General features: G+C 60.4%; 19 protein-coding genes. 11 read left to right on the forward strand and 8 right to left on the reverse strand.

Going from position 1 to position 24,052, the window contains the following annotated elements:
• Window positions 1-46 precede the first annotated feature (46 nt).
• Window positions 47-397, reverse strand: a complete 351-nt coding sequence (locus tag PspS04_RS04735; RefSeq protein ID WP_159993921.1) for a glutaredoxin family protein — start codon at window positions 395-397, stop codon at window positions 47-49.
• Window positions 397-1,401, reverse strand: coding sequence for a nucleoid-associated protein YejK (gene yejK / locus PspS04_RS04740; RefSeq protein ID WP_095171205.1), 1,005 nt, complete (start codon window positions 1,399-1,401; stop codon window positions 397-399). The genes PspS04_RS04735 and yejK overlap by 1 nt, the downstream gene beginning before the upstream one ends.
• Window positions 1,402-1,797: 396 nt before the next feature.
• Between yejK and PspS04_RS04745 the strand changes: the two genes are divergently transcribed.
• The gene (locus PspS04_RS04745; RefSeq protein ID WP_007905514.1) at window positions 1,798-2,079 is read left to right on the forward strand and encodes an HU family DNA-binding protein; all 282 of its coding nucleotides are present in this window, start codon (window positions 1,798-1,800) and stop codon (window positions 2,077-2,079) included.
• Window positions 2,080-2,157: 78 nt separating this feature from the next.
• Here PspS04_RS04745 and rlmF read toward each other — a convergent pair whose 3' ends face one another.
• Together rlmF and PspS04_RS04755 are read right to left on the reverse strand one after the other, a co-directional pair.
• A complete protein-coding gene (rlmF, locus tag PspS04_RS04750) occupies window positions 2,158-3,180 on the reverse strand; it encodes a 23S rRNA (adenine(1618)-N(6))-methyltransferase RlmF (RefSeq protein WP_095171203.1) in 1,023 nt (340 codons plus the stop codon).
• A gap of 264 nt (window positions 3,181-3,444) precedes the next feature.
• Window positions 3,445-6,291, reverse strand: coding sequence for a valine--tRNA ligase (locus PspS04_RS04755; RefSeq protein WP_159993923.1), 2,847 nt, complete (start codon window positions 6,289-6,291; stop codon window positions 3,445-3,447).
• Between the two features lie 357 nt (window positions 6,292-6,648).
• On the opposite strand from PspS04_RS04755, the gene PspS04_RS04760 reads away from it, so the two are divergent.
• The gene (locus PspS04_RS04760) at window positions 6,649-7,089 is read left to right on the forward strand and encodes a DUF3757 domain-containing protein (protein WP_159993925.1); all 441 of its coding nucleotides are present in this window, start codon (window positions 6,649-6,651) and stop codon (window positions 7,087-7,089) included.
• A 141-nt stretch (window positions 7,090-7,230) separates the two neighbouring features.
• Here the strand turns inward: PspS04_RS04760 and PspS04_RS04765 are convergent, their stop codons facing one another.
• Genes PspS04_RS04765 through PspS04_RS04775 form a run of 3 tightly spaced genes read right to left on the reverse strand, consistent with a single transcriptional unit; the run spans window position 7,231 to window position 9,615 of the window.
• Entirely contained in the window at window positions 7,231-7,629 is a 399-nt protein-coding gene (locus PspS04_RS04765; RefSeq protein ID WP_159993927.1) for a DNA polymerase III subunit chi, read from the reverse strand.
• Between the two features lie 7 nt (window positions 7,630-7,636).
• Entirely contained in the window at window positions 7,637-8,065 is a 429-nt protein-coding gene (locus PspS04_RS04770) for a DNA polymerase III subunit chi (RefSeq protein WP_095171196.1), read from the reverse strand.
• Window positions 8,066-8,124: 59 nt separating this feature from the next.
• Complete coding sequence (locus tag PspS04_RS04775) at window positions 8,125-9,615, reverse strand: leucyl aminopeptidase (RefSeq protein ID WP_159993929.1); 1,491 nt, start codon at window positions 9,613-9,615, stop codon at window positions 8,125-8,127.
• A gap of 309 nt (window positions 9,616-9,924) precedes the next feature.
• Here PspS04_RS04775 and lptF point away from each other — a divergent pair, with 309 nt between their 5' ends.
• The 8 genes from lptF to pdxJ all read left to right on the forward strand — a co-directional run bounded on the left by lptF (window position 9,925) and on the right by pdxJ (window position 18,341).
• Window positions 9,925-11,043, forward strand: a complete 1,119-nt coding sequence (gene lptF, locus PspS04_RS04780; protein ID WP_159993931.1) for an LPS export ABC transporter permease LptF — start codon at window positions 9,925-9,927, stop codon at window positions 11,041-11,043.
• Window positions 11,036-12,097 carry an LPS export ABC transporter permease LptG gene (gene lptG, locus PspS04_RS04785; RefSeq protein ID WP_095171191.1) on the forward strand — a complete coding sequence of 354 codons (1,062 nt, stop codon included), beginning with the start codon at window positions 11,036-11,038 and terminating at the stop codon, window positions 12,095-12,097. Before lptF ends, lptG begins: the two co-directional genes overlap by 8 nt.
• A gap of 171 nt (window positions 12,098-12,268) precedes the next feature.
• Window positions 12,269-14,068, forward strand: a complete 1,800-nt coding sequence (gene lepA / locus PspS04_RS04790) for a translation elongation factor 4 (RefSeq protein ID WP_095171189.1) — start codon at window positions 12,269-12,271, stop codon at window positions 14,066-14,068.
• Between the two features lie 5 nt (window positions 14,069-14,073).
• The gene (gene lepB / locus PspS04_RS04795) at window positions 14,074-14,928 is read left to right on the forward strand and encodes a signal peptidase I (RefSeq protein ID WP_095171187.1); all 855 of its coding nucleotides are present in this window, start codon (window positions 14,074-14,076) and stop codon (window positions 14,926-14,928) included.
• 179 nt (window positions 14,929-15,107) lie between these two features.
• The gene (gene rnc, locus PspS04_RS04800; RefSeq protein WP_095171185.1) at window positions 15,108-15,797 is read left to right on the forward strand and encodes a ribonuclease III; all 690 of its coding nucleotides are present in this window, start codon (window positions 15,108-15,110) and stop codon (window positions 15,795-15,797) included.
• On the forward strand, window positions 15,790-16,692 hold the full coding sequence (gene era, locus PspS04_RS04805; protein WP_007944847.1) for a GTPase Era: 903 nt from the start codon (window positions 15,790-15,792) through the stop codon (window positions 16,690-16,692). The genes rnc and era overlap by 8 nt, the downstream gene beginning before the upstream one ends.
• Before the next feature lie 165 nt (window positions 16,693-16,857).
• Window positions 16,858-17,544: a DNA repair protein RecO gene (gene recO, locus PspS04_RS04810; protein ID WP_159993933.1), complete on the forward strand. Its 687-nt coding sequence runs from the start codon at window positions 16,858-16,860 to the stop codon at window positions 17,542-17,544.
• A 50-nt stretch (window positions 17,545-17,594) separates the two neighbouring features.
• The gene (gene pdxJ / locus PspS04_RS04815; protein WP_095171182.1) at window positions 17,595-18,341 is read left to right on the forward strand and encodes a pyridoxine 5'-phosphate synthase; all 747 of its coding nucleotides are present in this window, start codon (window positions 17,595-17,597) and stop codon (window positions 18,339-18,341) included.
• Between the two features lie 64 nt (window positions 18,342-18,405).
• On the opposite strand, the gene mltF is transcribed toward pdxJ, so the two are convergent.
• Window positions 18,406-19,866: a membrane-bound lytic murein transglycosylase MltF gene (gene mltF / locus PspS04_RS04820; protein ID WP_095171180.1), complete on the reverse strand. Its 1,461-nt coding sequence runs from the start codon at window positions 19,864-19,866 to the stop codon at window positions 18,406-18,408.
• 286 nt (window positions 19,867-20,152) lie between these two features.
• Between mltF and purL the strand changes: the two genes are divergently transcribed.
• Window positions 20,153-24,049 (forward strand): phosphoribosylformylglycinamidine synthase, encoded by a 3,897-nt coding sequence (gene purL / locus PspS04_RS04825; RefSeq protein WP_159993935.1) that lies wholly within the window; start codon window positions 20,153-20,155, stop codon window positions 24,047-24,049.
• The last annotated feature ends 3 nt before the right edge of the window (window positions 24,050-24,052 follow it).

Below are 24,052 nucleotides of genomic sequence, written 5' to 3' on the forward strand. Positions count from 1 at the left end.
TCAAGATCGCAGCCTGAGGTGAGCTGCTGCGATCTTTTGACCTGGTCTATTTCAAGGCAGCCAGAATCGCCTCGGGCTCATAGCCGCGAATCAGCGTGCCGTTCACGTCCAGCACCGGGATGCCACGACCGCCCAGGGCCTCATAGACCTTGCGCGCCTCGGCATCCTTCTCGATGTCGTATTCCTTGAACGGTATGCCCTTCTGATCAAGGAAGCGCCGGGTCAGTTTGCAGTAGCCGCACCAGTCGGTGGCGTAGAGCACCACCCGGGCGTTGGCCCGGACCTGTTCGGCGACCACCTGCGAAGGATTGAACAGCCGTTCGATCTTGCCCCAGTTCTGATAGACCACCAGCACCAGCACAATCAGCAGGACCTTCCTCAGTGCGCCTGCGAGCATCAGTTGCGACGCTTGAGCTGGTCGGTGAGGGAGGTCGGCAGGCCCTTGATGACCAGGGTGCCGGCTTCTTCGTCGTACTCGATCTTCGAGCCCAGCAGGTGCGCTTCGAAGCTGATGGACAGGCCCTCGGCGCGGCCGGTGAAACGGCGGAACTGGTTGAGGGTGCGTTTGTCGGCGGGGATTTCCGGCGACAGGCCATAGTCCTTGTTGCGGATATGATCGTAGAAGGCTTTTGGGCGTTCTTCGTCGATCAGTTCCGACAGCTCCTCCAGGCCCATGGGTTCACCCAGCTTGGCCTGGCTGCTGGCGTAGTCGACCAGGGTCTTGGTCTTCTCGCGGGCGGAGTCTTCCGGCAGGTCTTCGCTTTCGACGAAGTCGCTGAAGGCCTTGAGCAGGGTGCGGGTTTCACCCGGGCCGTCGACACCTTCCTGGCAGCCGATGAAGTCGCGGAAGTACTCCGAGACCTTTTTCCCGTTCTTGCCTTTGATGAACGAAATGTACTGCTTGGACTGCTTGTTGTTCTGCCACTCGGAGATGTTGATCCGTGCGGCCAGGTGCAACTGGCCCAGGTCCAGGTGCCGGGACGGGGTCACGTCGAGCTGGTCGGTCACGGCCACGCCTTCACTGTGGTGCAGCAGGGCAATGGCCAGGTAGTCGGTCATGCCTTGCTGGTAGTGGGCGAACAGGACGTGACCGCCGGTCGACAGGTTGGACTCCTCCATCAACTTTTGCAGGTGCTCCACGGCAATTCGGCTGAACGCGGTGAAGTCCTTGCCGCCGTCGAGGTACTCCTTCAGCCAGCCGCTGAACGGATGTGCACCGGACTCGGCGTGGAACAAACCCCAGGCTTTGCCTTGCTTGGCGTTGTAGCTTTCGTTGAGGTCGGCGAGCATGTTCTCGATGGCGGCGGATTCGGCCAGTTCCGAGTCGCGGGCGTGCAGGACTGCGGGTGTGCCGTCGGGTTTTTTGTCGATCAGGTGGACGATGCAATGACGGATCGGCATGGGCTTCTCGGCTGTATGAATGGAGGAGGGCGTGCTCCCCCGAAAAAGTGCCCAGTGTACCGCACCTGTTGGTTTTGGCGGTGCTCGACGGGGTTGGGAGGCGGGTCATGCCGGGCTTATGCGTTTTTTTGCGGATTTAGAGCAATAAAGCTGACCAAATGGGTAGGTAGAGGCGGATATTTCCCCGTCTCTGTGCTAGTTTTGCCCGGTCTTACGCGAAGTCACTGCGTTAAGCGTGCATTCAGCATTTGTCAGGTCGAACCAAACCCTGATTTCGGTATCTATAACCCCGACCCGTCGGTGTTGTAGCCGAGGGTGCCAGATCCAGAAGATCGGGCTCGATGGCTGACACTGCACTCTGCAATCCATATGAATTTGATAGGGAAGGAACACTACATGGCTCTTACTAAAGACCAACTGATCGCCGATATCGCTGAAGCTATCGACGCGCCTAAAACCACCGCGCGTAACGCACTGGACCAACTGGGCCAAATCGTTGCTGATCAACTGGAAAACGGCGGTGAAATCACCCTGCCAGGTATCGGTAAGCTGAAAGTGACCGAGCGTCCTGCCCGTACCGGCCGCAACCCTTCGACTGGCGCTGCCATCGAAATCGCTGCCAAGAAAGTTATCAAGCTGGTTGTGGCTAAAGGCCTGACCGACGCTGTTAACAAGTAAGACGCATAAAAAAGAGCCGCGCCCCGGAGCAATCCGGGCGCGGCTTTTTTGTGCCTGGCGTTATGTGCCAGGCGAGACTCAGCTTTTGCGAACCCAGCGCTCGCGCCAGACTTGCTGCTCGGATTTGGTCTGGAAGGTCCAGGCGACAAAGCGGCTTTGCTTTTGTCCCTGGGACATCTCCACTACCTGGCTCTCCAGCACGCCGGCCTTTTTCAGCGCGGTCTGGATGACTGGCAGGTTTGACGCTTTCGAGACCAGGGTACTGAACCACAGCACCTTGTGTTGAAAGTGCGCGCTTTCGGCAATCAGTTGCGTCACGAACCGCGCTTCACCACCTTCACACCACAACTCGGCGGACTGTCCGCCAAAGTTCAGTACCGGCAGTTTGCGTTTCGGGTCGGCACGGCCCAGGGCGCGCCATTTACGTTCGCTGCCCTTGGTCGCCTCGTCCATGGAGGCATGGAACGGCGGGTTGCACATGGTCAGGTCAAAACGTTCGCCCGGCTCCAGCAAGCCCAGCAGGATGTGCTTGGGATTGCTTTGCTGACGCAGCTGGATGGCTTTGTTGAGGCCGTTGGATTGCACAATGGCTTTGGCGGCGGCCACGGCGGTCGGATCGATTTCCGAGCCGAGGAAGTGCCAGCGGTAGTCGCTGTAGCCGATCAATGGATAAACGCAGTTGGCGCCCATGCCGATGTCGAGCACCTTGACCGGTGCGCCGCGAGGGATCTCACCGTCGTTGACGCTGGCCAGCAGGTCGGCAAGAAAGTGCACGTAATCGGCACGTCCCGGCACCGGTGGGCAGAGATAGTCGGCCGGGATGTCCCAATGGGCGATGCCATAGAACGACTTGAGCAATGCCCGGTTGAACACCCGCACCGCATCCGGGCTGGCGAAGTCGATGCTCTCTTTGCCATAGGGGTTGATGATCACGAACTGCGCCAGTTCCGGCGTGGTCTTGATCAGCGCCGGGAAGTCGTAACGGCCCTGGTGGCGGTTGCGCGGGTGCAGGCTGGCCTTTTCGCGGGGCTCCACGGCTTTGGCCGGGGTCGCGGAATCAGGCTTCTTGCGCGCAGGGCGGGGTGTGCGGGGGGTGGTCATGGGCGTAGTCGATTCGGGTGTGGCTGAAAGAGACGGGCATTGTCCCACATCCAGGCGTTGTGAATGCAATTGTGAAGATCAGCACGAATCCCTGTGGGAGCGGGCTTGCCCGCGATGGCGATCTGTCAGTCACATCAATGTTGAATATGAGGGCCTCATCGCGGGCAAGCCCGCTCCCACAGGGTGTTGTGGTGTTTGTGGGGAAGGGGCGGGCACAAAAAAGGGAGGCCGTTGCGGGCCTCCCTGTTTTATAGCGGTATGCCGTTACAGGCTGGCAATCCGCGCGTGTTGCTCGGCCAGTTTGCCCAGAGCCTGTTCGGCTTCGGCCAGTTTGGCGCGTTCTTTCTCGATGACTTCGGCCGGGGCCTTGTCGACGAAACCGGCGTTGGACAGCTTGCCGCCGACACGCTGCACTTCACCTTGCAGGCGCTGGATTTCCTTGTCCAGACGGGCGAGTTCCGCACCCTTGTCGATCAGGCCGGCCATCGGCACCAGCACTTCCATCTCGCCAACCAGCGCGGTGGCCGACAATGGCGCTTCTTCGCCGGCTGCCAGCACAGTGATGGATTCCAGCTTGGCCAGCTTTTTCAGCAGGACTTCGTTCTCGCTGAGGCGACGCTGGTCTTCGGCGCTGACGTTCTTCAGGAAGATCGGCAGGGGTTTGCCCGGGCCGATGTTCATCTCGCCGCGAATGTTGCGCGTGCCCAGCATCAGGCCCTTGAGCCATTCGATGTCGTCTTCGGCCGCCTGGTCGATGCGTGCTTCATTGGCCACTGGCCAAGGTTGCAGCATGATGGTCTTGCCGTCGATGCCGGCCAGCGGCGCGATGCGCTGCCAGATTTCTTCGGTGATGAACGGCATGAACGGGTGCGCCAGGCGCAGCGCCACTTCCAGCACGCGCACCAGGGTGCGACGGGTGCCGCGCTGGCGTTCGATCGGGCCGTTTTCGTCCCACAGCACTGGCTTGGACAGTTCCAGGTACCAGTCGCAATACTGGTTCCAGATGAACTCGTACAGGGCCTGTGCAGCCAGGTCGAAGCGGAACTGCTCGAGTTGGCGGGTTACTTCTGCTTCGGTGCGTTGCAACTGGGAGATGATCCAGCGATCGGCCAGCGACAGCTCGTAGGCTTCGCCGTTCTGGCCGCAGTCCTCGCCCTTGTCCAGCACGTAGCGCGCAGCGTTCCAGATCTTGTTGCAGAAGTTGCGATAGCCTTCGACGCGGCCCATATCGAACTTGATGTCGCGACCGGTGGACGCCAGCGAGCAGAAGGTGAAGCGCAGGGCGTCGGTGCCGTAGCTGGCGATGCCGTCGGCGAACTCGTCGCGGGTCTGCTTCTCGATCTTTTTCGCCAGTTTTGGCTGCATCAGGCCGCTGGTGCGTTTTTGCACCAGGGTTTCCAGGTCGATGCCGTCGATGATGTCCAGCGGATCAAGGACGTTGCCCTTGGACTTGGACATCTTCTGGCCCTGGCCGTCGCGCACCAGGCCATGTACGTACACGGTCTTGAACGGCACCTGCGGCGTGCCATCCTCGTTCTTCACCAAGTGCATGGTGAGCATGATCATCCGGGCAACCCAGAAGAAAATGATGTCGAAGCCAGTCACCAGTACGTCGGTGGAGTGGAACTTCTTGAGGAACTCGGTCTGTTGCGGCCAGCCGAGGGTGGAGAAGGTCCACAGGCCCGAGCTGAACCAGGTGTCGAGGACGTCGTTGTCCTGCTGCAGGGCAACATCTGGCCCCAGGTTGTGCTTGGCGCGCACTTCGGCTTCGTCGCGACCGACGTAGACCTTGCCCGACTCGTCGTACCAGGCCGGAATCCGGTGGCCCCACCACAGCTGACGGCTGATGCACCAGTCCTGGATGTCGCGCATCCACGAGAAGTACATGTTTTCGTACTGTTTCGGTACGAACTGGATGCGGCCGTCTTCCACGGCGGCAATCGCAGGCTCGGCCAGTGGCTTGGTGGAAACGTACCACTGGTCGGTCAGCCACGGTTCGATGATGGTGCCGGAGCGGTCGCCCTTGGGCACTTTCAGGGCGTGATCGTCAACGCTGACCAGCAGGCCGGCGGCGTCGAACGCAGCGACGATCTGCTTGCGCGCTTCAAAACGGTCGAGGCCGGCGTATTCGGCCGGGATCTTGCCGTCGATGCTGTCGTTGAGCGTACCGTCGAGGTTGAACACCTGGCAGGCAGGCAGCACCGCGGCGTTCTTGTCGAAGATGTTGAGCAGCGGCAGGTTGTGGCGCTTGCCGACTTCGTAGTCGTTGAAATCGTGGGCCGGGGTGATTTTCACGCAGCCGGTGCCGAACTCAGGATCACAGTAATCGTCAGCAATGATCGGGATGCGGCGGCCAACCAGCGGCAGCTCGACGAATTGGCCGATCAGGGCCTTGTAGCGTTCATCGTTCGGGTTCACGGCCACGGCGGAGTCGCCGAGCATGGTTTCCGGGCGAGTGGTCGCGACGATCAGGTAATCGTTGCCTTCAGCGGTCTTGGCGCCGTTGGCCAGCGGGTACTTGAGGTTCCACAGGAAACCTTTCTCGTCGTGGTTTTCCACTTCGAGGTCGGAAATCGCCGTGTGCAGCTTGGTGTCCCAGTTGACCAGGCGCTTGCCGCGGTAGATCAGGCCGTCTTCGTGCAGGCGCACGAACGCTTCCTTGACCGCTTCCGAGAGACCGTCGTCCATGGTGAAGCGCTCGCGGCTCCAATCCACCGACGAGCCGAGGCGACGGATCTGCCGGCTGATATTGCCGCCGGACTCATCTTTCCATTCCCAGATTTTTTCCAGGAATTTCTCACGGCCCAGGTCGTGGCGGCTCTGGCCCTTGGCTTCGAGCTGACGCTCCACCAGCATCTGGGTGGCGATACCGGCGTGGTCGGTACCCGGTTGCCACAGGGTGTTGCGACCCTGCATGCGGCGGAAACGGATCAGGGCGTCCATGATCGCGTTATTGAAACCGTGACCCATGTGCAGGCTGCCGGTGACGTTCGGCGGCGGGATCATGATGGTGTAGGAATCGCCCGCGCCTTGCGGGGCGAAGTAGTTCTCGGACTCCCAGGTGTTGTACCAGGAAGTTTCAATTGCGTGCGGCTGGTAGGTCTTATCCATGCGCGGCGGGACCCTATTGGCATTTATTCAGGAAAAGCCGGCAAGTATAGCGGGGATGTCGCCTGGGGCGTAGAGCGAGCTGATGGCAGGAGGGAGAAATCTGCTGTTTTTTCCAGGAGCGGCGGTCGCGGTGCTCCAGGCTCGTGTGGGAATTGCATTGGGCTGATGGGGGGAGGGGCAGGTGGGGAGCTAATTAGCGCGATAGTTTCCTTGGCATATAAGGAATTTGCCTACAAGTTTGCTTGTTTGAGTAAGTGCTGTGTGTGCGTAGTATTCAAGGAGGTGTGTGCAAGTTGAATGTGCTGCACAGTGTCTGTAGGGAAATATAGTGTTATTAAATAATGGCATGGAGCATTTATGTATATCAAACAAATTGCGTTGTTGATTCCTTTCCTGATGTCGGCGAATGCCTGGGCAGGAACCGTGGAGTATTGCCCGAAAGTTGCGGATATCAAGGAAGTCGGTACCACCGGCAGTTATGTCGCAGCTACCGTCAGCGGCCAGGGTGAGTGGAATGGCACTTCGCAGGTTGGGCGCGGCCCGGTAGGTGGGTTCGATGAGGCAATATTCAAGGCCCATGGCGATGCAGTCGAAGGTGTGGTGATCGGTGAAATCCTGCACTGCGGGTACAGTCTGCGTGACGGTGGTAAGTTGGACATGCGCTTCAAGCGCGAAGGCACTGTTGTCAGTATTCAGGCGGGGGGAGCCTGGGAACCGTGGTATAGCCAGTATTATTGCGAAGATAAAGCCGAGGGTGCCTGCACCTTCAAGGAATTACCTCGTCCAGGTAAGGGCTAGTTGATGTTGTGCACTATTCAGTTAAGTATTAGTTGCTGAATGTAATGCCATTGAATAGTGGGTTGGTATTTGAAGTGTAAGGTCGCCAATTTCACTGGCGACCTATCCCTCGTACAAGGGGGGGGCTTCAAAAGCACAGGGTCAGTTGTCGTACTGGCTCAATAACCGTTCCATTCGTGCATCGAGGCGACGCTTGATTTCCGTCTCGATGTGCGGGGCAAAGTCATCGATCACGTCTTGCATGATCAACTGCGCGGCCGCGCGCAACTCACCATCCAGATGCAGCATGACGTCGGCAGCTTGCTGAGCGGTGGTCGTGGCGGCTGGTGCTGGTGCTGGAGCAGGTTGTTCGACGGCTTCGGCCAGTGGTTTGCCGCTGACTTGGTCGAACAGCAGGGGAATCTGGCCTTCATCACTTGCGGTCTCGACGGTGTCGGTCAGCAGTGGTGGTTGCAGGTTGTCATCGCCGAGCAACTGGCGGATCGACTCGAGGTCATCCAGCAGGTGAGCGGCCTTTTGCAGTGGTTTTGGCGTGTCCATCTTGTACTCAGAGTCGCTGTAGACGGTGATCTTGCAGAGGATAGCCCTGTTCGCGGTAGAAGCGGAAACTCTCCCGCGCGGCCTGACGAATAGCGGGATCTTCGACTACTACTTCTGCCACTCGGGCAAACCGTTGGGCAAATGGTGGGACCTTGAGGTCGAGGTTGACCAGCAGGTCCTGGTGCTCGCCCGGATCATCGCCCAGGCCCAGCACAATCAAGCCGTCCGGTTCGCTCTCGGCTGGGCCGTGGGGTACGAAGCTTTCGCCCTTGAACGCCCACAGGCGAGCATCCAGGTCGTCGCGTTGGGCGGCATCGCTGCAGTGCAGGTAGATGCGGTGCCCCATGCGCCAGGCCTTTTCGCTGAGTTTGCAGGCGAAATCCAGCCGCGCCTGGGGATCGGCGCTGGGCAGGATGTAAAAGTCGACTTTGGTCATTGCGGTTCCTGAGCCTGAAGTAGCGCCCCCGAGGGTGACGCCGCTTCAGGTCATCGGTTTCAGGCCTTGGCGCGATCCAGCAGGTATTGGGTCAGCAACGGTACTGGGCGGCCAGTGGCGCCCTTGTCCTTGCCACCGCTGGTCCAGGCGGTGCCCGCGATGTCCAGGTGCGCCCAGTTGAGGTTCTTGGTGAAGCGCGACAGGAAGCACGCTGCCGTGATGGTGCCGGCTTTCGGCCCACCAATGTTGGCGATGTCGGCGAACGGGCTGTCCAGTTGTTCTTGGTACTCATCGAACAGCGGCAGTTGCCAGGCACGGTCGTCGGCAGCCTTGCCGGCGCTCAGCAATTGTTCGATCAATTCGTCGTTGTTGCCCAGCAGGCCGGAGGTGTGGGAGCCCAGGGCGACGATGCAGGCGCCGGTCAGGGTGGCGATATCGATCACTGCCTGTGGCTTGAAGCGCTCGGCGTAGGTCAGGGCGTCACACAGCACCAGGCGGCCTTCGGCGTCGGTGTTGAGGATTTCCACGGTCTGGCCGCTCATGGTGGTGACGATATCGCCTGGGCGGGCAGCGCCGCCGCTCGGCATGTTCTCGGCACAGGCCAGGATGCACACCAGGTTGATCGGCAGCTTCAGCTCGAGCACCGCGCGCAGGGTACCAAACACGCTGGCGGCGCCGCCCATGTCGTACTTCATTTCATCCATGCCGGCGCCCGGCTTGAGGCTGATACCGCCGGTGTCGAAGGTGATGCCCTTGCCCACCAGGGCGTACGGCTTCTCGGACTTCTTGCCGCCGTTGTATTGCATGACGATCAGGCGTGGCGGCTGGTCGCTGCCCTGACCCACGGCGTAGAACGAGCCCATGCCCAGTTCCTTGATCTTTTTCTCGTCCAGCACTTCGACTTTCAGGCTCTTGAACTCTTTACCCAGTGCCTTGGCTTGCTCGCCCAGGAAGGTTGGGTGACAGATGTTCGGCGGCAGGTTACCCAGGTCGCGGGTGAACGCCATGCCGTTGGCAATCGCGCTGGCGTGGGTCACGGCACGTTGCACTTCGGCCTGTGCAGCCTTGATGGTCAACAGGGTGATTTTCTTCAGGGCGCGTGGTTCGGCCTTCTGGCTCTTGAACTGGTCGAAGCTGTATTCGCCGTCCAGCAGGGTTTCGGCCAGCAGGCGGGTCTTGCCATAGCTGTCACGACCCTTGACCACCACTTCGTCCAGCGCGAGTGCGGCATCGCTGCCACCCAGGCCCTTGAGGGTGTTGAGGATGCCAGCGACGATTTTGCGCAATGGACGATCGCCCAATTCTGCGTCCTTGCCCACACCTACCAGCAGCACACGTTCGGCCTTGAGGTTCGGTAGGCTGTGCAGCAACAGGCTCTGGCCAACTTTGCCGGCCAGGTCGCCACGCTTGAGGATGGCGCTGATGGCGCCGCCGCTGAGCTCATCGACCTGTTTGGCGACGTTGCCGAGTGTCCGGCCTTCGCCGACTGCGATGACCAGCGTGGCGGTTTTCAAGGTTTCTGGGCTAACGCTTTTTACAACCAGTTCCATGTCCGGGTCCCTGAATAAATGGTCAAAGTGCAGCGTGCCGCAGCCTGTGCGCACACGTTTGCCTTCTATATAGAAAGGTGCGGGTAAGGCCCGCGACAAAGGCCGCAGTTTGAACCTCGCTGACTGCGCCTGACAACCCTTGCGCAAGTGATCTTTAATGCATTGCATGCCGGCGTGAGCGTGCGCAGTGACAGGCGCGGTCAATCACAGGATAATGCCGCATCTTTTGCGGTGGCTCATGGTTTCACGAGCCGCCCGACCTGTTTGCTTGTTTGGCCGCCTTAGCCTGACAACCCTGGAGTGTCTGGTTTGATTGTCTTCCGTTATCTTTCCCGTGAAGTCCTGGTGACCCTGAGCGCCGTCAGTGCCGTGCTGCTGGTCATCATCATGAGTGGGCGCTTCATCAAGTACCTCGCCCAAGCCGCTGCCGGCCTGCTGGATCCGGGTTCCCTGTTCCTGATCATGGGCTTTCGCCTGCCGGGCTTCTTGCAGTTGATCCTGCCACTGGGGTTGTTCCTGGGGATTCTGCTGGCTTATGGCCGGCTGTATCTCGAGAGCGAAATGACCGTGCTGTCGGCCACCGGCATGAGCCAGCAACGCCTGTTCGCCTACACCTTGTTCCCGGCCACGCTGATTGCATTGCTGGTGGCCTGGTTGAGCCTGGGCCTGGCCCCGCAAGGTGCCAACCAGTTCCAGTTGCTGCTGAACAAGCAGGATGCCCTGACCGAGTTCGATACCCTGGAGCCAGGACGCTTCCAGTCGTTGCGCGACGGCACGCGGGTGACCTATACCGAAAAACTCTCGGACGATCGCGTCAACCTGGCAGGCGTGTTCATCTCGCAGAAGAACGAAGCCTCAGGCAACAAGGATCGCGGCATCTCTGTACTGGTGGCCGAGAAGGGCCGTCAGGAGATCAAGCCGGACGGCAACCGCTACCTGATTCTGGACAACGGCTATCGTTATGACGGCAATCCGGGGCAGGCCAATTACCGGATCATCAAGTACGACACCTATGGCGTACTGTTGCCCAAGCCTGACGTCAGCGACGAAGTAACCGACCGCGACGCCATCAGTACCGCCAACCTGCTGGGCAGCGATGACGTGCGCTCCCATGCCGAATTGCAATGGCGCCTGTCCCTGCCGTTGCTGGTGTTCATCGTGACCCTGATGGCCGTGCCACTGTCGCGGGTCAACCCGCGTCAGGGCCGTTTCCTCAAGCTGTTGCCAGCGATCCTGCTGTACATGGCCTACCTGACCATCCTGATCGCTGCCCGCGGCGCATTGGAGAAGGGCAAATTACCGCCGGCGCTGGGGTTGTGGTGGGTCCACGGGATTTTCCTGGTCATTGGCCTGGGGTTGCTCTACTGGGAGCCGTTGCGCTTGAAGATGGCGAGTCGCCGCTATGCGTTGGAGGTGACCCGTGGTTAAGCTCGATCGCTACATTGGTAGCAGTGTATTCATGGCGATCCTGGCCGTGCTGGGGATCATCCTCGGTCTGGCGACCCTGTTCGCCTTCATTGATGAAATGGGCGATGCCAGCGATACCTACACGGTGATGGACGTTCTGGGCTACGTGCTCCTGACCGCGCCGCGCCGGCTGTACGACATGTTGCCCATGGCTGCCCTGATCGGTTGCCTGATCGGCCTTGGCAGCCTGGCCAGTAACAGCGAATTGACCATCATGCGTGCGGCCGGCGTATCCATTGGGCGGATCGTCTGGGCAGTGATGAAGCCGATGCTGTTCCTGATGGTGGCCGGCGTGTTGATCGGCGAGTATGTGGCGCCCGCCACGGAAAACATCGCCCAGGCCAACCGTTCGCTGGCCCAGGGCAGTGGCGATTCGCAAAGCGCCAAGCACGGTTTGTGGCACCGCCAGGGGGACGAGTTCATTCACGTCAACTCGGTGCAGCCCAATGGCCGCCTGTATGGCGTGACCCGTTATCGTTTCGATAATGACCACCACCTGCTGTCCGCAAGCTTCGCTAAACGCGCCGAGTTCGACACCGATCACTGGCAGTTGAGTGACGTCACCACCACCCTGTTCCACGGCAAGAGCACTGAAGTGGTGAGCGCTGCGGTCGAGCGTTGGGATGTGGCCCTCAGCCCGCAACTGCTGAGCACCGTGGTGATGGCCCCGGAATCGCTGTCGATCAGCGGCCTGTGGGGTTATATCCATTACCTGGCTGACCAGGGCCTGAACAACGGCCGCTACTGGCTGGCATTTTGGGTCAAGGTGTTGCAGCCGCTGGTCACCGCAGCCCTGGTGCTGATGGCGATCTCCTTCATCTTTGGTCCACTGCGTTCGGTAACCCTCGGTCAGCGGGTCTTCACCGGTGTGCTGGTGGGCTTCACCTTCCGCATCGTCCAGGATTTGCTCGGCCCGTCGAGCCTGGTGTTCGGTTTCTCGCCGCTGTTTGCGGTGTTGATCCCAGCTGCGGTGTGTGCGCTGGCAGGCCTCTGGCTGATGCGTCGAGCCGGCTGATCAGCGGTATTTGAACCGAAGTTTGTCTGCAAAAACGCCCCGTTCGCCAGAGCGGGGCGTTTTTGCAAGTGATGCCTTCACCTGCAAACGTGACGCTTGCCTGGTGTTTCAGGTACAATTCCCGGCTATTTTTCGGCGGGCTATGCCTGCAGCCTTTTTGAGTGTTGATCCGTGAGTGATTTGAGTCATATCCGCAATTTCTCCATCATCGCCCACATTGACCATGGCAAGTCGACGCTGGCCGATCGCTTCATCCAGATGTGCGGCGGCCTGGCCGAGCGTGAAATGGAAGCCCAGGTTCTGGACTCCATGGACCTTGAGCGCGAACGCGGGATCACCATCAAGGCCCACAGCGTTACCTTGTATTACACCGCCAAAGACGGCATCAAGTACCAGCTGAACTTCATCGACACCCCCGGCCACGTTGACTTCACCTATGAAGTCAGCCGCTCGTTGGCGGCCTGTGAAGGTGCGTTGCTGGTGGTCGATGCTGGCCAGGGCGTGGAAGCGCAGTCGGTTGCCAACTGCTACACGGCAATCGAGCAGGGCCTGGAAGTCATGCCGGTGCTGAACAAGATCGACCTGCCACAGGCCGATCCGGACCGGGTGAAAGAAGAAATCGAAAAAATCATCGGCATCGACGCCACCGATGCCGTCGAGTGCAGTGCCAAGACTGGCCTGGGCGTCGATGAGGTGCTCGAGCGCCTGGTCAAGACCATTCCCGCGCCTACCGGCAACATCGAAGATCCGCTGCAAGCGTTGATCATCGACTCCTGGTTCGACAACTACCTGGGCGTTGTTTCCTTGGTTCGCGTACGCCACGGCCGCGTGAAGAAGGGCGACAAGATCCTGGTCAAATCCACCGGCAAGATCCACCTGGTGGACAGCGTCGGTGTGTTCAACCCGAAACACACTGCCACCGTCGACCTGAAAGCCGGTGAAGTAGGCTTCATCATCGCCGGTATCAAGGACATTCACGGTGCGCCAGTGGGCGATACCCTGACCTTGAGTTCGACCCCTGACGTCGACGTGCTGCCAGGCTTCAAGCGCATCCAGCCGCAGGTGTACGCCGGTCTGTTTCCGGTCAGCTCCGACGACTTCGAAGACTTCCGTGAAGCCCTGCAAAAGCTCACCCTCAACGACTCGTCCCTGCAGTACACCCCGGAAAGCTCCGACGCCCTGGGCTTCGGCTTCCGTTGCGGGTTCCTTGGCATGCTGCACATGGAAATCATCCAGGAGCGCCTGGAGCGCGAGTACGACCTGGACCTGATCACCACGGCGCCAACGGTAATTTTCGAGCTGTTGCTGAAAACCGGTGAAACGATTTACGTCGATAACCCGTCCAAGCTCCCAGACCTGTCTTCGATCGAAGACATGCGTGAGCCGATCGTGCGGGCCAATATTCTTGTGCCGCAAGAGCACCTGGGCAACGTCATTACCCTGTGTATCGAAAAACGTGGCGTGCAGCACGACATGTTGTTCCTGGGTACCCAGGTCCAGGTGACCTACGATTTGCCGATGAACGAAGTGGTCCTGGACTTCTTCGATCGCCTGAAGTCCACCAGTCGCGGCTATGCTTCGCTGGATTACCACTTCGATCGCTACCAGTCGGCTAATCTGGTCAAGCTGGACGTGCTGATCAATGGCGACAAGGTCGATGCCCTGGCGCTGATCGTGCACAAGGACAACGCGCACTACAAAGGTCGCCAGTTGACCGAGAAGATGAAGGAACTGATTCCGCGCCAGATGTTCGACGTTGCGATCCAGGCCGCCATTGGCGGGCAGATCATCGCGCGGACCTCCGTCAAGGCACTCAGAAAGAACGTATTGGCCAAATGCTACGGTGGTGACGTTAGCCGTAAGCGCAAGCTGTTGGAAAAGCAGAAGGCCGGTAAAAAACGCATGAAGCAGGTCGGTAACGTGGAAATTCCACAAGAAGCCTTCCTTGCTGTGCTCAGGTTGGATAGTTAGGTCCTATGTCACTAAATTTCCCGCTGTTGCTGGTCATCGCTGTCTTCGTCTGCGGTTTGCTGGCGTTGCTCGATCTGGTGTTTCTGGCGCCGCGTCGGCGTGCTGCCATTGCCTCGTATCAGGGCACTGTCAGCCAACCCGACATGGTCGTCGTGGAGAAACTGAACAAAGAACCGTTGCTGGTGGAATACGGCAAATCGTTCTTTCCGGTGCTGTTCATCGTACTGGTGCTGCGTTCGTTTCTGGTGGAGCCGTTCCAGATTCCGTCTGGTTCGATGAAACCGACCCTGGACGTCGGCGATTTCATTCTGGTGAACAAGTTTTCCTACGGGATCCGCTTGCCAGTACTCGACAAGAAAGTCATCGAGGTGGGTGATCCGCAGCGCGGCGATGTGATGGTGTTCCGCTACCCAAGCGACCCGAACGTCAACTACATCAAGCGTGTGGTTGGCCTGCCGGGCGACCAGATTCGCTACACCGCCGACAAGCGCCTGTTCGTCAACGGTGAGTCGATTGCCGAGCAACTGGTGGGCACCGAGCCGGGCACCTTGGGCAGCGCCGAGCTGTACAAGGAAAAACTCGGTGTCGCCGAGCACATGATCCGCAAGGAAATGAGCCGCTACCGGGCCACTCCGGACCGTCAATGGACGGTGCCCGCGGGGCACTATTTCATGATGGGCGACAACCGCGACAACTCCAACGACAGTCGCTACTGGGATGACCCAAGCATTCCCAAGAACCTGCTGGGCATGGTTCCCGACCAGAACATCGTCGGCAAGGCCTTTGCGGTCTGGATGAGCTGGCCTGAACCGAAACTCAGCCACCTGCCGAATTTCTCGCGGGTTGGCCTGATCAAGTAATCCCACACGGCGCTGTTGAACACAGCGCCGAATGCTTTTCTGGAACCTGCAGAAGGTTGCCGCACTGCATTGAAGCCAACGATATTCAGGAAGTAATTTTTGAACACAGCGTTATTTGTCCCAGGCCTTCGCAGCGATGCTGCGGGGGAAGTCGACCACGAACTCAGCGTGGGTAAACCGTGAGCGTCTCCTTAAGCCGTCTCGAGCGTCAGCTCGGCTACACCTTCAAGGATCAGGAACTGATGGTCCTGGCCCTGACTCACCGCAGCTTTGCCGGGCGCAACAACGAACGCCTGGAATTCCTCGGTGATGCCATCCTCAACTTCGTGGCCGGTGAAGCGCTGTTCGACCGCTTTCCGCTGGCCCGCGAAGGCCAGCTGTCGCGTTTGCGCGCGCGCTTGGTCAAAGGCGAGACACTGGCAGTGCTGGCCCGTGGCTTTGATCTGGGTGACTACCTGCGCCTGGGCTCCGGTGAGTTGAAGAGCGGCGGTTTCCGGCGCGAGTCGATCCTGGCCGATGCCCTGGAAGCGCTGATCGGCGCGATCTACCTGGATGCCGGCATGGACATGGCGCGCGAACGCGTGCTGGCCTGGCTGGCTTCCGAGTTCGAGAGCCTGACGCTGGTCGATACCAATAAAGATCCAAAGACCCGCCTGCAGGAATTCCTGCAGTCGCGTGCCTGTGAGCTGCCGCGTTACGAAGTGGTGGATATCCAGGGTGAGCCTCATTGCCGAACGTTCTTCGTCGAATGTGAAATCACCTTATTGAATGAAAAAAGCCGAGGTCAGGGTGTGAGTCGTCGTATTGCCGAACAGGTAGCGGCCGCCGCAGCACTGATAGCCCTGGGCGTGGAGAATGGCCATGACTGATTCAACTGCAACTCGCTGTGGCTATGTCGCCATCGTCGGCCGCCCGAACGTGGGCAAATCCACGTTGCTGAACCACATCCTGGGTCAGAAGCTGGCAATTACCTCGCGTAAACCGCAGACCACCCGCCACAACATGCTCGGGATCAAGACCGAGGGCGCGGTGCAAGCGATCTACGTCGACACCCCCGGCATGCACAAGGGTGGCGAGAAGGCCCTGAACCGCTACATGAACAAGACCGCCTCGGCGGCGTTGAAAGACGTCGACGTGGTGATCTTCGTGGTCGATCGCACCAAGTGGACCGACGAAGACCAGATGGTCCTCGAGCGTGTGCAGTACGTGACCGGTCCTTTGATCGTGGCGCTGAACAAGACCGACCGCATCGAAGACAAAGCCGAGCTGATGCCGCACCTGACCTGGCTGCAAGAGCAACTGCCGAACGCGCAGATCATGCCGATCTCGGCCCAGCATGGGCATAACCTCGAAGCGCTGGAGCGGGTGATCGCCGGTTACCTGCCGGAAAACGATCACTTCTTCCCGGAAGATCAGATCACCGACCGCAGCAGCCGCTTCCTCGCCGCTGAGCTGGTGCGCGAGAAAATCATGCGCCAGATGGGTGCGGAGCTGCCGTACCAGATCACCGTGGAAATCGAAGAGTTCAAGCAGCAGGGCAAGACCCTGCACATCCACGCCCTGATCCTCGTCGAGCGTGACGGTCAGAAGAAGATCATCATTGGCGACAAGGGCGAGCGGATCAAACGTATCGGCACCGAGGCGCGCAAGGATATGGAGCTGCTGTTCGACTCCAAGATCATGCTCAACCTGTGGGTGAAGGTCAAAGGTGGCTGGTCCGACGACGAGCGCGCCCTGCGTTCGCTGGGTTACGGCGATCTGTAGACCCGGTTAGCGCTGTACCGTAGAACCCTGTGGGAGCGGGCTTGCCCGCGATGAGGATGGAGCATTCAGCAGCGATGTTGACTGTAAGTCCGCCATCGCGGGCAAGCCCGCTCCCACTTTTGGTTTGTGTTGATTTCAAAACAGCACTCCTTCAGTGAGACACCCATGTCCTCTCCGCCACCCAGCCAACCCGCCTACGTCCTGCATTCGCGCGCCTACCGCGAGAACAGTGCATTGGTCGACTTCCTCACGCCGCAAGGGCGGCTGCGGGCGGTGTTGCGCAGCGCGCGGGGCAAGGCCGGGACTCTGGCGCGGCCATTCGTGCCCCTGGAAGTGGAGTTTCGCGGGCGCGGCGAGCTGAAAAACGTCGGGCGCATGGAAAGTGCCGGCGTCTCGACCTGGCTCAGCGGCGAGGCGCTGTTCAGTGGCCTGTACCTCAATGAGTTGCTGATCCGCCTGTTGCCTGCCGAAGATCCCCATCCCGCGGTGTTCGAGCACTATGCCGCGACCTTGCTGGCCCTCGCTGAAGGTCGCGCGTTGGAACCGTTGTTGCGCTCCTTCGAATGGCGCTTGCTCGATGACCTGGGCTATGGCTTTGCACTGACCCAGGATGTCCACGCCGAGCCGATTGCCGCCGACGGTCTGTACCGCCTGCAGGTGGATGCCGGGTTGGAGCGGGTGTACCTGTTGCAGCCGGGGCTGTTCAATGGCTGTGAACTGTTGGCCATGGCCGAAGCGGACTGGAGCGCTCCCGGTGCGCTGTCGGCTGCCAAGCGCCTGATGCGCCAGGCATTGGCGGTTCACCTGGGCGGTCGTCCCCTGGTCAGTCGCGAGCTGTTTCGCAAGCCCTGATCACCCCGTATGCTGTGCACCGAACTTTCTCTTCTTCTGGAGCGCTTTCCGTGACCACCAGCACCCGCATTCTTCTTGGCGTGAACATCGACCACGTAGCCACCCTGCGTCAGGCCCGGGGCACCCGATACCCTGACCCCGTCAAGGCTGCGCTCGACGCTGAAGAGGCGGGCGCCGATGGCATCACCGTGCATCTGCGCGAAGATCGCCGGCACATCCAGGAGCGCGACGTACTGATTCTCAAGGACGTGCTGCAGACCCGGATGAATTTCGAGATGGGCGTGACCGAGGAAATGATGGCGTTCGCCGAACGCATTCGCCCGGCGCACATCTGCCTGGTTCCGGAAACCCGTCAGGAGCTGACCACCGAAGGCGGTCTGGATGTTGCGGGGCAGGAGGCACGGATCAAGGCCGCAGTAGAGCGCTTGGCCAAAATCGGCTGTGAAGTGTCGTTATTTATCGATGCCGATGAGCGGCAGATCGAGGCTTCCAAGCGCGTGGGTGCCCCGGCCATCGAATTGCACACCGGCCGTTATGCCGATGCCCAGACTCCCACCGAAGTCGCCGAAGAGCTGCAGCGCGTGGCCGACGGTGTGGCCTGCGGCCTGGCTCAGGGGCTGATCGTCAATGCCGGTCATGGCCTGCATTACCACAACGTCGAAGCCGTTGCGGCGATCAAGGGCATCAACGAACTGAACATCGGCCACGCACTGGTCGCGCATGCCTTGTTTGTCGGCTTCAAGTCGGCGGTGTCGGAGATGAAGGCACTGATCCTGGCGGCTGCGGCGAAGGCCTAAGCAACCATACAAAACCAGCGTGGGAGCCAGCAGGCTGGCTCCCACATGTGGTTCAAGGCGTTTGTCAGAGCGGGGCTGGCTCTTGGGCCGGTTTTGATTTGTCGATGCCGGGTACATGCAAGTTACCCTCGGCCACCTGGTCGCCTTCCAGTTGTGGCTGCGTGACCCAGGTCAGGATGTCGTAGTAACGACGGATGTTCGCCACGAAGTGCACGGGCTCGCCACCACGGGCGTAGCCGTAGCGGGTCTTGCTGTACCACTGTTTCTGCGACAGGCGGGGCAGGATCTTCTTCACATCCAGCCACTTGTCCGGATTCAGTCCTTCCTTGGCCGCCAGCTTGCGGGCGTCATCCAGGTGACCGCTGCCGACGTTGTAGGCGGCGAGGGCGAACCAGGTGCGATCCGGCTCCTGGATCGAACTGTCCAGTTGGTCCTTCATGTACGCCAGGTACTTGGCGCCGCCCATGATGCTCTGGCGGGCATCCAGGCGGTTGGACACACCCATGGCCTGGGCGGTGTTCTGGGTCAGCATCATCAGCCCGCGGACACCGGTCTTGGAGGTGACCGTCGGCTGCCACAGTGACTCTTGATAGCCGATCGCCGCCAGCAGGCGCCAATCGACTTTTTCTTTCTTGGCGTAGGTCTTGAAGTGCGGTTCGTATTTGGGCAGGCGCTGCTGCAGGTGCTGGGCAAAGGTGTAGGCGCCGACATAGCCGAGCACGTCGACGTGCCCGTAGTAGCGGTCCTTGAGGCGCTGCAAGGTGCCGTTTTTCTCGACCTTGTCGAGGAAGTCATTGATCTCGTTGAGCAGGCTGTTGTCTTCACCGGCGGCCACCGCCCAGCTCTGGTTGCTGGCGTCACCGAGGTCGAAGGCCACCCGGACGTTGGGGAAGTACACCTGGTTCATGGCGACTTCATTGGAGTCGACCAGGGTCAGGTCAATTTGCCCTTCGTCGACCATGCGCAGCAGGTCGACCACCTCTACCGCGTCAGACTCTTCGTATTCGATACGCGGATTTTTCTGTTTCAGGACGGCCAATTGCTCGGCATGGGTGCTGCCCTTGAGCACCATGATCTTCTTGCCCACCAGATCCGCCGCGTTGGTTGGGCGCGACTGGCCATTGCGGTAGATGATTTGCGGGGTGACTTCCAGGTAGGAGTGGGAGAACCGGACCTGCGCCTTGCGTTTCTCGCTGCTGACCAGACCGGCAGCAGCCAGCACGGGGCCGTTGGGCTTGCCCACCTGTTCAAAGAGGTCGTCGAGGTTGTCCGCGGTTTCGATCTTCAGTTCCACCCCCAGATCGTCGGCAAAGCGCTTCACCAGCTCGTATTCGAAGCCGGTTTCACCGTTGCGATCCTGGAAGTAGGTGGCTGGGCTGTTACGCGTGACCACGCGCAGCACGCCATCCTCCTTTACGCGCTCCAGGGTGTTGGGTTTATCAACACAGCCGCTGAGCACCAGGAAGAGTCCGGTGGCGAGAAGCCATTTGGCCACTCGCGGACGCAATACCATTGGGGAAAACATCTGCGCAGTATACGCAAAGGACCACGACCGCCATATCTCGACAGTGAAGGGCTTGTCTGCTAGATGTTTGAAAATTGACGCCAAGCCCTTAGGAATAGGCGTTTGGTGGCGTTTATCCGGCGCAAAATAACCGCCGGCACTTACCTTGATGAGCATTGGTTATAGGCCCGCCAGCCCTGGCCGACGTTCGGGTGATACCGGGTGTAGCGTTTCGGGTGCTGTCGCGGGCGGTTTAGGCTAGAATGCACGGCCTCAAAGCACACCCCCTTCCGAGGCTGTCCCGAAGATGTTGATCCTGCGCGGCGCTCCTGCCCTTTCTGCCTTTCGCCACAGCAAACTCCTTGAGCAACTGAGCCAGAAGGTTCCAGCTGTCACTGGCCTGTATGCTGAATTCGCTCACTTCGCCGAAGTCACCGGCGTCCTGACCGGCGACGAACAGCAGGTGCTTGCGCGCCTTCTGAAGTACGGTCCTAGCGTTCCGGTACAGGAGCCGACCGGTCGTCTGTTCCTGGTGTTGCCGCGGTTTGGCACCATTTCGCCCTGGTCGAGCAAGGCCAGCGACATTGCCCGTAACTGCGGCCTGGCGAAAATCCAGCGCCTGGAGCGCGGTATTGCGTTCTATGTCGCCGGTGAGTTCACCGACGCCCAGGCCCAGCTGATTGCCGACGGCCTGCACGACCGCATGACCCAGATCGTCCTGGAGAACCTTGAACAGGCTGGCGGTCTGTTCAGTCACTCCGAGCCTAAGCCGCTGACGGCAATCGACGTTCTGGGTGGCGGTCGCGCCGCGCTGGAAACCGCCAACGTCGAGCTGGGCCTGGCCCTGGCCGAAGACGAGATCGACTACCTGGTCAACGCCTTCATCGGCCTCAAGCGCAACCCGCACGACATCGAACTGATGATGTTCGCCCAGGCGAACTCCGAGCACTGCCGCCACAAGATCTTCAACGCCAGTTGGGATATTGATGGTGAAAGCCAGGAAAAAAGCCTGTTCGGCATGATCAAGAACACCTACGTGATGCACAGCGAAGGTGTCCTGTCGGCCTACAAGGACAACGCCTCGGTGATCGTCGGCTCCGTTGCCGGGCGTTTTTTCCCGGACCCTGAAACCCGCCAGTACGGTGCGGTGCAGGAGCCGGTGCACATCCTGATGAAAGTCGAGACGCACAACCACCCGACGGCGATTGCCCCGTTCCCGGGCGCGTCCACCGGCTCCGGTGGCGAGATCCGCGACGAAGGCGCAACCGGTCGCGGCGCCAAGCCGAAGGCTGGCCTGACGGGCTTCACCGTATCCAACCTGCAGATCCCGGGCTTCGAACAGCCGTGGGAAGTGCCATACGGCAAGCCTGAGCGCATCGTCACCGCCCTCGACATCATGATCGAAGGCCCATTGGGCGGCGCAGCGTTCAACAACGAATTCGGTCGTCCGGCACTGACCGGTTACTTCCGTACCTTCGAACAATCCATCACCACGCCGCACGGTGATGAAGTGCGCGGGTACCACAAGCCGATCATGTTGGCCGGCGGCATGGGCAACATTCGTGAAGAGCACGTGCAAAAAGGCGAGATCCTCGTCGGCTCCAAGCTGATCGTGCTGGGTGGCCCGGCGATGCTGATCGGCCTGGGTGGCGGCGCCGCTTCCTCGATGGCCACCGGCACCAGCTCGGCAGACCTGGACTTCGCTTCGGTACAACGCGAAAACCCGGAAATGGAACGCCGTTGCCAGGAAGTCATCGACCGTTGCTGGCAGTTGGGTGAACACAACCCGATCAGCTTCATCCACGACGTGGGTGCGGGCGGCCTGTCCAACGCCTTCCCGGAACTGGTCAACGACGGCGACCGCGGTGGCCGTTTCGAATTGCGCAATATTCCAAACGACGAGCCGGGCATGGCCCCGCACGAAATCTGGAGCAACGAATCCCAGGAGCGTTACGTCCTGGCAGTCGGCCCGGCCGACTTCGAGCGCTTCAAGGCTATCTGCGAACGTGAGCGCTGCCCGTTTGCCGTGGTCGGCGAAGCCACTGCCGAACCACAGCTGACCGTGACTGACAGCCACTTCGGCAACAGCCCGGTGGACATGCCATTGGAAGTGCTGCTGGGCAAGGCTCCGCGCATGCACCGTTCGGTGGTTCGGGAAAACGAACTGGGTGATGATTTCGATCCGTCGACCCTGAACATCGCCGACTGTGTCGAGCGCGTCCTGCATCACCCGGCCGTGGCCAGCAAGAGCTTCCTGATCACCATTGGCGACCGCACCATCACCGGGCTCGTGGCCCGTGACCAAATGGTTGGCCCATGGCAGGTACCCGTGGCTGACGTGGCCGTGACCGCCACCAGCTTCGACGTCTACACCGGTGAAGCCATGGCGATGGGCGAGCGTACTCCGCTGGCCCTGCTGGACGCTCCGGCGTCGGGCCGCATGGCCATCGGCGAAACCCTGACCAACATCGCCGCTTCGCGCATCGCTAAGCTCTCCGACATCAAGTTGTCGGCGAACTGGATGTCGGCTGCCGGCCACCCGGGCGAAGACGCGCGTCTGTACGACACCGTGAAAGCGGTCGGTATGGAGCTGTGCCCAGAGCTGGGCATCACCATCCCAGTGGGCAAGGACTCGATGTCCATGGCCACTCGCTGGAACGACGAGGGCGTCGACAAGACCGTGACCTCGCCGATGTCGCTGATCGTCACCGGCTTTGCCCCAGTGACCGACATCCGCCAGACCCTGACCCCGCAACTGCGCATGGACAAGGGCACCACCGACCTGATCCTGATCGACCTGGGCCGTGGCCAGAACCGCATGGGCGCCTCGATCCTGGCCCAGGTTCACGGCAAGCTCGGCAGCCAGGCTCCGGACGTCGACGACGCCGAAGACCTGAAAGCCTTCTTCGCGGTGATCCAGGGCCTCAACGCCGACGGTCACTTGCTGGCTTACCACGACCGTTCCGACGGTGGCCTGTTGACCAGCACCGTGGAAATGGCGTTTGCCGGCCACTGCGGCCTGAGCCTCAACCTCGACGGTTTGGCGGAAACCTCGGCCGACATCGCCGCGATCCTGTTCAACGAAGAGCTGGGCGCGGTGATCCAGGTACGCCAGGACGCTACCCCGGACATCCTCGCGCAGTTCAGCGCTGCGGGCCTGGGCGACTGCGTGTCGGTGATCGGCCAGCCAATGAACAACGGCGAGATCAACATCACCTTCAACGGTGACACCGTGTTCGAAGGCCAGCGTCGCCTGCTGCAACGCCAGTGGGCCGAGACCAGCTATCAGATCCAGCGCCTGCGTGACAACGCCGACTGCGCCGAACAAGAGTTCGACGTGCTGCTGGAGGAAGACAACCCGGGCCTGAGCGTCAAGCTCAGCTTCGACGTCAACCAGGACATCGCCGCGCCTTACATCAAGAAAGGCATTCGCCCACAAGTTGCCGTACTGCGTGAGCAGGGCGTCAACGGCCAGGTGGAAATGGCGGCAGCGTTCGATCGTGCCGGTTTCAGCGCGATCGACGTGCACATGAGCGACATTCTGGCCGGCCGTGTCGACCTGAACGAGTTCAAGGGCCTGGTGGCCTGTGGCGGTTTCTCCTACGGCGACGTTCTCGGTGCCGGTGAAGGCTGGGCCAAGTCCGCGCTGTTCAACAGCCGTGCACGTGATGCGTTCCAGGGCTTCTTCGAGCGTAACGACAGCTTCACCCTCGGGGTGTGCAACGGTTGCCAGATGATGTCCAACCTGCACGAACTGATCCCGGGCAGCGAGTTCTGGCCGCACTTTGTGCGTAACCGTTCCGAGCAGTTCGAAGCCCGTGTGGCCATGGTCCAGGTCCAGGAGTCGAACTCGATCTTCCTGCAAGGCATGGCCGGTTCGCGCATGCCGATCGCCATTGCCCACGGCGAAGGTCATGCCGAGTTCTCCAGCGAAGAGGCGTTGCTGGAAGCTGATCTGTCGGGTTGCGTGGCGATGCGTTTCGTCGACAACCACGGCAAGGTTACCGAGAGCTACCCGGCCAACCCGAACGGTTCGCCGCGTGGGATCACCGGTTTGACCAGTCGTGACGGTCGCGTGACCATCATGATGCCGCACCCGGAGCGGGTATTCCGCGCTGTGCAGAACTCGTGGCGCTCGGAAGAGTGGAACGAAGATGCACCGTGGATGCGCATGTTCCGTAATGCTCGCGTGTGGGTGAACTAAGTC

Source organism: Pseudomonas sp. S04 (assembly GCF_009834545.1).
Taxonomy (GTDB): domain Bacteria; phylum Pseudomonadota; class Gammaproteobacteria; order Pseudomonadales; family Pseudomonadaceae; genus Aquipseudomonas.

Excerpts from the sequence above, each read along its gene's own strand:
- PspS04_RS04775 (WP_159993929.1), bottom strand. The coding sequence starts at position 9,615 with ATGGAACTGGTTGTAAAAAGCGTTAGCCCAGAAACCTTGAAAACCGCC.
- mltF (WP_095171180.1), bottom strand. The coding sequence starts at position 19,866 with ATGTTTTCCCCAATGGTATTGCGTCCGCGAGTGGCCAAATGGCTTCTC.
- rlmF (WP_095171203.1), bottom strand. The coding sequence starts at position 3,180 with ATGACCACCCCCCGCACACCCCGCCCTGCGCGCAAGAAGCCTGATTCC.
- lepB (WP_095171187.1), top strand. The coding sequence starts at position 14,074 with ATGTCACTAAATTTCCCGCTGTTGCTGGTCATCGCTGTCTTCGTCTGC.
- PspS04_RS04765 (WP_159993927.1), bottom strand. The coding sequence starts at position 7,629 with ATGGACACGCCAAAACCACTGCAAAAGGCCGCTCACCTGCTGGATGAC.
- PspS04_RS04745 (WP_007905514.1), top strand. The coding sequence starts at position 1,798 with ATGGCTCTTACTAAAGACCAACTGATCGCCGATATCGCTGAAGCTATC.
- purL (WP_159993935.1), top strand. The coding sequence starts at position 20,153 with ATGTTGATCCTGCGCGGCGCTCCTGCCCTTTCTGCCTTTCGCCACAGC.
- PspS04_RS04735 (WP_159993921.1), bottom strand. The coding sequence starts at position 397 with ATGCTCGCAGGCGCACTGAGGAAGGTCCTGCTGATTGTGCTGGTGCTG.
- yejK (WP_095171205.1), bottom strand. The coding sequence starts at position 1,401 with ATGCCGATCCGTCATTGCATCGTCCACCTGATCGACAAAAAACCCGAC.
- PspS04_RS04770 (WP_095171196.1), bottom strand. The coding sequence starts at position 8,065 with ATGACCAAAGTCGACTTTTACATCCTGCCCAGCGCCGATCCCCAGGCG.
- PspS04_RS04760 (WP_159993925.1), top strand. The coding sequence starts at position 6,649 with ATGTATATCAAACAAATTGCGTTGTTGATTCCTTTCCTGATGTCGGCG.
- recO (WP_159993933.1), top strand. The coding sequence starts at position 16,858 with ATGTCCTCTCCGCCACCCAGCCAACCCGCCTACGTCCTGCATTCGCGC.
- PspS04_RS04755 (WP_159993923.1), bottom strand. The coding sequence starts at position 6,291 with ATGGATAAGACCTACCAGCCGCACGCAATTGAAACTTCCTGGTACAAC.
- era (WP_007944847.1), top strand. The coding sequence starts at position 15,790 with ATGACTGATTCAACTGCAACTCGCTGTGGCTATGTCGCCATCGTCGGC.